The organism is aff. Roholtiella sp. LEGE 12411 (genome assembly GCF_015206995.1).
Classification (GTDB): Bacteria; Cyanobacteriota; Cyanobacteriia; order Cyanobacteriales; family Nostocaceae; genus Komarekiella.
The window spans coordinates 1-8,872 of sequence record NZ_JADEXR010000205.1; the positions used below are offsets into that span (position 1 = coordinate 1).

Annotated in this window: 3 protein-coding genes; all 3 read left to right on the forward strand. The window is 42.5% G+C overall.

From position 1 onward, the window contains the following. Positions 1-74: 74 nt before the first annotated feature. Positions 75-779 carry a hypothetical protein gene (locus IQ246_RS27100; RefSeq protein ID WP_194006390.1) on the forward strand — a complete coding sequence of 235 codons (705 nt, stop codon included), beginning with the start codon at positions 75-77 and terminating at the stop codon, positions 777-779. Position 780: 1 nt separating this feature from the next. After that, complete coding sequence (locus tag IQ246_RS27105) at positions 781-1,560, forward strand: glycosyltransferase (protein ID WP_194006391.1); 780 nt, start codon at positions 781-783, stop codon at positions 1,558-1,560. A gap of 86 nt (positions 1,561-1,646) precedes the next feature. Further along, positions 1,647-8,872, forward strand: a 7,226-nt coding sequence (locus tag IQ246_RS27110) for a CARDB domain-containing protein (RefSeq protein ID WP_244142175.1), incomplete at its 3' end; no start/stop codon positions are given.

Genomic DNA, 8,872 nt, shown 5'->3' on the forward strand with positions numbered 1-8,872 from the left:
TTCGATAATTTGGAGTTTTGAATTGGAGCAAAGTGACTTGACTCAAATCCCATGTGCAAACAACTAAAAAATATATGAAGCCCAGTCTAGAAATTCAAGAAATTGCGATCGCCATTGCAGCTAAACAGCACAATCCGACAATTTTGACTCGAGATTTCCTTAAATATAGTGGTATCGTCCCTAGTGAGTGGGAACTGGCGCGACAACCAATTGTGACAAATACGGCTTCTCAGGTAGTCTTCCAAAACGGTATTAATATAGTTGCGGAAGTAAATCGGATTATTTTTGTCGAGTCAATTGCCACTAAAGAACCACAAGATGTGGAAATTCCGGCAATAGCAAGTAAGTATTTGGAAACATTAGCGCAGGTAGATTATCAGGGTATTAGCATTAACTTTCGGGGTCATGTGCTGTTTGACCAACAACAAAATACTGCTCGTGACTACATCTTGAAAACCCTGTTGAATCCAGGGACTTGGCAGGAATTTGGTAAAGCACCTGTGCAAGCTGCAACACGGTTTTTGTACACCTTAGAAGATGCACAGATGACCTTGGATATTAATGAAGCTGGGCTACAATTGCCAGATAACAAAGTACTGCCGATAGTTTTGTTTAGTGCAAATTTTGGTCATGCGATCGCCCCAGAGGAACAGAGTCCAAGATTGGCTACCATTAACCAAGTGATTGGTAATTGGCAGACTGATTTAGAGACTTATCAAGAAGTGGTGAATAACAAGTTTTTGAACTCAGTTGGCTATCAACTAAATCTAGCTATGTAACATGGAAAAAACTGTGGCTGTTATTATGACAGTCTACAATCGAGAGTGCTATTTAGCTGCTGCTATCAAGAGTGTATTGAGTCAAACCCGACCTGATTTAGAACTATTAATTTGGGATGATGGTTCTAGTGATAATTCGGTGAAAGTAGCGCGTGATTTTGCTCAAAAAGACCAGCGAATCCAAGTGATAGCAGCAGAACATCAAGGGCGAACAAAATCTCTAAAAGCAGCAATAAAACAGACAAAGAGTCCTTATTTTGGATTGGTAGACAGCGATGATTTATTAGCACCAACTGCTTTAGCTGAAACCACTGCGATACTAGAAGCACGGCCAGATATCGGACTGGTATACACAGATTATCAGTTAATTAATCAAGATAAGCGCATATTGGGATACGGACAACGTTGCAGTATTCCTTACTCTAAAGAGCGACTATTAGTTGATTTTATGGTCTTTCATTTCCGGTTATTGCGCCGAGATGTTTATGAGCAAATAGGTGGGTTCAACGAAGAATTTGAACTAGCTCAAGATTATGACTTGTGTTTGCGATTATCTGAGGTGACGGAAATAGAACACTTAGCCAAACCCCTCTACTATTATCGCTACCACTCCCAGAGCTTATCCCACACTCAAAGAGTCGAGCAAATCTTAGCATCACAGAATGCAATCAACCAAGCTTTAAAGCGTCGAGGACTTGATGAGAATTACGAGCTTGATGTCCAGATTGTAGGACAGTACAGCTTGCGTCCGAAGGTAAAAGTAGTCAACCGCTTGGTTTAATTCCAAATTCAAAATTAAAGAAAATCATTCGGGGCTGAAAGCAACAAAGCCATTGTAGACCACTTAATTAAAAAGGGAATTGACTTATGTCTACTAATTATGCTCTTGTGTTTGATGGCTTAAACGATTATGTAACGATACCATACGACACAAGTATTAATACTAATACCATCACCGTCGAAGCATGGATTAAGGCAACTCCCAGCAGTTCGTGGTCAAAAATCATTGGAAAAGGCCCTGACGATTCTGAGGTATTTGGGCTTTATTTAGAGCCAAATGTCGGCACTTTTGTGGTAGAAAGTCAAATTAATAGTTCTCAGCACGGCTTAAGCGGTGGAATTGTTGGGGATAATAAATGGCATCATGTCGCCTACACTTACGATGGGACAAACCAAATATTATATGTAGATGGAATTCAACAAGCGATCGCTTCAGTTGCTGGTAGTCTGACTTCTAACACCGAGTCCATTAGTATTGGGGCCGAAGTTAGTTCCACAACAAATCTATTTCATCTTAACGGCACAATTGATGAAGTCCGAATTTGGAATGTAGCGCGGACACAAGCAGAGATTAAGGCAAATATGGGTATCCGCTTGAAGGGTACGGAGTCAGGTTTAATCGGCTATTGGAATTTGAATGAAGGGTCAGGTGGAACAATCGAGGATTTGACCAGTAACAATAATGATGGTTATCTGGGGGGTGGTACACCAGATAATCAGCCTGCATGGGTGACTTATACACAGCCGAACACTTCAACCCTTAGCGCTACCCTTGAGGAACTACCAACTTTAGGAGTTCCGGGAACTGGGTTATTGGGTCAATATTATTTTATTGGCAGCTACATTGACACATACCCAGACTTTGATAACCTCGCACCCACATACGTCAAAGTAGATCCGCAAGTAAATTTTGAGGGTGACAACTTTGCTGGTTTAGCAGAAACCTTTGGTGTAGTGTGGACTGGCAAAATTAACATTGCTGAAGCGGGAAATATTACTTTTTATACTGCTAGTGATGATGGCAGTCGCCTCTATATTAATGGTGAGTTAGTAGTTAATAATGACGGAATTCATGGTTTTACTGAGCAATCTGGAGTCATTAATTTAACGGCTGGGGAACATGATTTGCGGCTGGAATTTTTTGAGCAGTACGGTGATCAAGCAGTAATCCTCAGCTACACCCCGGTGGGTGGTGAAAAGCAGGTAATTCCGACTGAAGTTTTAACACCAGCAACCCTAACCGCACCCGCAGAAGACTTAGAAATTAGTGGAATTGCATCTCCTAATCTGATTCGGATTGGAGAGACAATCACTACCAATTGGACAGTTACCAATCAAGGAAGTACCAGCACCCAAGGGCTATGGTCTGACCAAGTTTATTTGTCAGACGACACGATTATCGATGCGACAGATACCCGTTTAGCTTTATTTACCGCCGGAACAACACCCTTAGCGGCTAACAGTAGCTATACTCAAACTCAGAATATTTTTATTCCTACAAATTTAGGACTAGGAAACAAGTATTTAATTTTTGCCACTAACCCCAATCAACCTGAAAGTGAACGTGACAATAATGCCTATGCTGTTCCTGTTGTTTTAACTGGTAACTCAGACTTAGTAGTTTCTGGGATTACAACCCCAGGAGTTGCCACCTTGAATGAGCAGATTTCTGTGTCTTGGACAGTAGAAAACCAAGGTACAGAGGTTACTAATGCCAATTGGCGCGATGCAATTTTCTTTTCCAAAAACGAGTTTCTAGACGGAAATGATATTTTTATCACTGATGTCAGTGGTGGAGATAATACACCTCTAGAAGGTGAGGGTAGCTATACTCTTACCCAGAATTTGACTGTCCCGTCTAACTTTGCCATCGGCTCTCGCTACGTTCTGATTGTCACCGATTTTTACAATAACCAAAGCGAAACACAAGAAAATAACGTATTTGCTCAAGCTATTACCATAAATGCCCCAGACCGAGATCCTGATTTTATTGACTACGATTTTGGACTGTTCTCGACCCTTTTAGGTGGTGATGATGATGACTTCTGGGGCAGTTATCAGTTGAATCATGTCTACTCGGTGGAAGTTGTCGGGCAAGGTCAACCAGTAGATTTTTATATTAATGATACTAACTACGACGATAATCAGGGAGCTTATACTGTTAAGGTTTATCGGCAAGTCAACGGAGAGTATGAATCAAATCCTTTTGAAACCCTAACTGTTGATTCCAGAGAGAATGTTGCTTCCATCGGTCAGCCTAAAGTCTTTTCCTCATCTTTAGAAGCAGGTGTCAACTATCGCTTTGAAGCATCAGGTATATGGACACCAACTAATGGAGTCCCGAACTGGTTGATTGATGCTAAATATGTTTTAAGAACAGAACCACCAAATTTAGTGGTGTCTGGAACTTCAGTTCCAGTATCGGCAGCTTTAGGTGAATCGATTGACCTATCTTGGACAGTAGAAAACCAAGGGATAGTGGCGACTAATTCCAATTGGCGCGATGCAATTTTCTTTTCCAAAGACGAGTTTCTAGACGGAAATGATATTTTTATCACTGATGTCAGTGCTGGAGATAATACACCTCTAGAAGGTGGGGGTAGCTATACTCTTACCCAGAATTTGACTGTCCCGTCTAACTTTGCCATCGGCTCTCGCTACGTTCTGATTGTCACCGATTTCTACAATAATCAAAGCGAAACAGAAGAGGCTAACGTATTTGCTCAACCTATTACCATAAATGCCGCAGATTTAGTGGTAACTGATGCTACTGCCCCGGCATCAGTGACGGTAGGAGAGACAGTTTCTGTATCTTGGACAGTTACTAATCAAGGTGGAGTATCTACTAACAATAACTGGTATGACCATATTTATATCTCCAATAATCCAACGCTGGACTCTGAAGACATTTTTATTTCTAGTGAATATGTTAGTCCCCCACAAACGCCACTTGCAGAAGGGAAAAGCTATACCATTGCTCGTGACATTACGATTAGCTCAGGCTACGGTTATGGCTACGAAAATATTGACTATGGTTTAGCTAACGGCTCTGGTTACTTGCTATTTGTTGCAGATGGCGATGGAAATCAGGGCGAAGCTGATGAAGCTAATAATGTCAGGACAGTAGAGATTGAATTCAACGCGCCAGATTTAGTAGTAACTGATGCTACTGCCCCAGCGTCAGCTGGCTTAGGTGAGACGGTTTCTCTATCCTGGACAGTTAAAAACCTGGGTACGATCGCGGCTGACTCTCAGTGGTATGACTATGTTTATATTTCTAATGATGAGTTTTTTGACAGTAGCGATACCTATGTCACTGATCGCTGGAGTGGAGAAAATACCCCTTTAGCTGTGGAAAGCAGTTATACCTTTAACCAGAACATATCCCTTCCTAACAATACTGCAATCGGCGATCGCTACCTACTATTTCTCACCGATGGAGCTAATCAGCAGAGTGAAACAAACGGTTCTAACAATGTCCGGGCACTACCAATTCAGCTAACTGCCCCAAATTTGGTTGTTTCTGCTACTGCCCCAACATCAGCTATCTTGGGTGAGACGATTTCTGTATCTTGGACTGTTAGTAACCAAGGTGCAGTATCTGCTAATGCCGACTGGTACGACAGAGTTTATATTTCTGATGACCAAATTTTTAATATTGGCGATATCAATATTAAAGCAGTTTGGACAGCTTCTAATACACCTTTAGGCGCAGGTGCTAGCTATGTCATTAATCAAAATATTTTTCTACCACAAACTAAGGTAGGCGATCGCTACTTATTATTCGTCACAGACGATGACAAAGCCCAAGGAGAAACCAACGAAACTGATAATGTTGTCGCTACTCCTATTACTCTGAGTGCGCCTGATTTAGTCGTATCAGCTGCAACAGCACCAGAAACTGGAGTTGTAAATGGAAGCGTAAACGTGTCTTGGACAGTCACTAACCAAGGTAATTTCACGGCATCGACAGATTGGTCTGATTCTGTTTACCTCTCTACTAACGATATCTTTGGTGACTTTGATGACCGTTTGCTTAACTCTCAATCAATTACTACACAAACACCGCTAGCCGCAGGTAGTAATTACACTATTAACAGCAGTATTAATTTACCCAATGTTATTGCTGGCAACTATCACCTCCTGTTTAGAACAGATCGTACTAGTCAGCAAGGAGAAACCGACGAAAATAATAACGTCAAGGCTGTTCCCATTACGCTGAAAGCTCCCGATTTAGTCGTTTCTGATCTTAGCGCCCCAACTAACGGCATTGCTGGAGGCTCTATTAGTGTTGGTTGGCAAGTAACCAATCAAGGAGAAGTAGAAGCACCAACGGATTGGTACGATACAATTTACCTTTCCACAGATAACAGTTTGGGTGTTGGTGATATTGGCATTAGGCAGCAATCCATCTCTACACAAACCCCGCTAGCGGCTGGTAGCAGTTACTCAATTAGTCAGAATATTACTTTACCCAACCGTCCGGCTGGAGATTACTATCTGTTATTGGCAACAGATTCAACCAACACTCAAGGTGAAACCAACGAAGGTAATAACGTTCGGGCTATCCCCATTACTATCGGTGTACCAGATTTAACAATTTCTGGGGCTACAGCACCGGAATCTGGGGCTTTGGGTGGAACAATTGATGTATCGTGGACAGTAGCTAACCAAGGTGCAGTCACAGCCCCCGCAGATTGGACGGATAGAATTTATATTTCTACTGATGCTACTTGGGACAGTTCTGATACTTTAGTTACTTCAGAATCCATCGCTAGTCAAACTCCCTTAGTGGCTGGCTCAAATTATACAATTAATCGCAGCATTACCTTACCAAATCAAGCCCCTGTGGGCAGTGGTTATTTACTGTTTAGAACTGATGCCACTTCTGCCCAAGCTGAAAGCAACGAAACCAACAACGTTGTAGCCACTCCCTTCACCGTCAATGCACCTAACTTAGTTGTAACTAATGGTACTGCTCCAGAGTCGGTTTCTATTGGTGCTGCCATCAATGTTGCTTGGACAGTTGCCAACGTTGGTTCTGTTGGGGCTAATGCTGATTGGTACGATACAATCTTTATTTCCAATGATGCGATACTTGACAGCAACGACCAATATCTTGCTTATCGCTGGGCTGGTAGTAGCACTCCACTGGCGGCGGGAGCAAGTTATACTGCCAGTCAAAATATTACTTTACCAAATACAGGTACTGGCGATCGCTATTTGCTAGTTGTTGCAGATAGAGGTTACTACAGTTTCAACAACAACAACCAGAACAATGTTCAAGGCGAAACCAGCGAAACTGATAATGTCTACGCCATTCCCATCAACATCTCGGCGGCTGATTTAATAGTTGACTCTGCAACAGCACCGAGTGCTGCGGTTTTAGGTGATAGCGTTGCTCTTTCTTGGACAGTGAAAAACCAAGGTACAGGAGATGCACCAAGGGATTGGTATGACTATGTTTATATTTCCAGCAACCAAACTTTAGATGGTTCCGATACCTTAGTTACTTTGGAAGGGGTTTCGACTCAAACTCCCTTGGCGGCGGGAGCAAGTTATACCATCAACACAAATGTAACTTTACCTAGCACGACTACAGGCGATCGCTATTTATTATTTGTCGCTGACAGGGATAATAATCAAGGGGAAACTAACGAAAACAACAATGTTCGTGCCGTTGCGATTAATTTCAGTGCGCCTAATCTAGTTGTATCTGAAGCTACTGCACCCACGTCGGCTAGTCTCGGTAGCAGCATTGCAGTTTCTTGGACTGTGAAAAACCTTGGCACAACCGCAGCGAGTGCAGATTGGGCTGATCATATCTATGTTTCCAGTGATACTAGCTTAGATAGTTCAGATACTTTCGTTACTTCCGAAGCAATTACTAGTCAGACTCCCTTAGCGGCTGGTGGTAGTTATAGTATTAACCGTAACATTACTCTCCCCAATACTGGTACAGGTAATCGCTACTTATTATTTGTTGCTGATGGTGGCGAAAGTCAAGGAGAGACAGACGAAAACGATAACGTTCGGGCTGTGACAATTACTCTGGGGCTACCGGATTTAAGTGTGACTGAGGCTACAGCGCCAACTTCAGCTAGTCAAGGTGGTGCGATCGCAGTTTCTTGGACTGTCGCCAATCAAGGGACAATAGAAGCAGCAACGGATTGGGTTGATAGAGTTTACCTTTCTAATGACTCTACCTTGGATGTTGGGTTAGATAGTTTACTCTCTTCAGAATCTATTACTACTCAGACTCCTCTAGCGGCTGGCAACAGCTACACTATTAACCGTAATCTGACGCTGGCAAATACGGGTACTGGAATTCGTTATTTACTGTTTGTCGCTGATAGTTCCCAAAATCAAAGCGAAACCAATGAAACTAACAATGTCAAAGCAGTAGAGATTGAAATAACTAATCCTGATGTGGCGATTTCTGCTGCTATTTCCCCAGCTTCTGCTGCTTTGGGCGAAACTGTAGAAGTGTCATGGACGGTTACTAACCAAAGTACTTCTGCTGCACCTGCTGACTGGTCTGACTACATCTACATTTCCAATGACCAAGTTTTAGATGCTAGCGATATCTTTGTCACCAGTCGCTCGGCAGCCGCAAATACTCCTCTGGCGGCGGGTGCAAGTTATACTTTTACTCAGAACATTAGCATTCCTAACACTACAATCGGCGATCGCTACCTGCTATTTGTTGCAGATGGTAACAATCAGCAAAGCGAAACAGATGAAACTAACAATATTCAAGCAGTAGCGATTAACCTAACTGCCGCAGATTTAGTAGTTTCTGCTACCACTGCACCAGTATCTGCTACTTTGGGCAACACTATTGCTCTGTCTTGGACTGTGGCTAATCAAGGCAATGGGACTGCTTTTTCTGATTGGTCTGACTATGTTTATATTTCGGATGACCAAATACTAGATGCAACCGATACCGTTGTTGTCAATCGTGACGCAGCAGCAGATAGTCCTTTGGCAGCAGGTGCAAGTTATAGTGTTACCCAAAATATTAACCTGCCTAACACCAAAACAGGCGATCGCTTTCTCCTGTTTGTAACCGATAATGCCAACAATCAAATTGAAACTAGTGATATTAACAATTTCCAGGCTGTTAGTATCACACTCAAAGCCCCTGATTTAGTAGTCAGCAACATTACCGCCCCAGTAGAAGCCCTTTCTGGACAACAGATTGAGATTGTTTGGACGCTTACAAACCAAGGTACTGCGGATGCTACAGGTAGCTGGACAGATAATGCTTATCTTTCAAATGATGGCATAATTGGGAGCGATCGCTACATTAC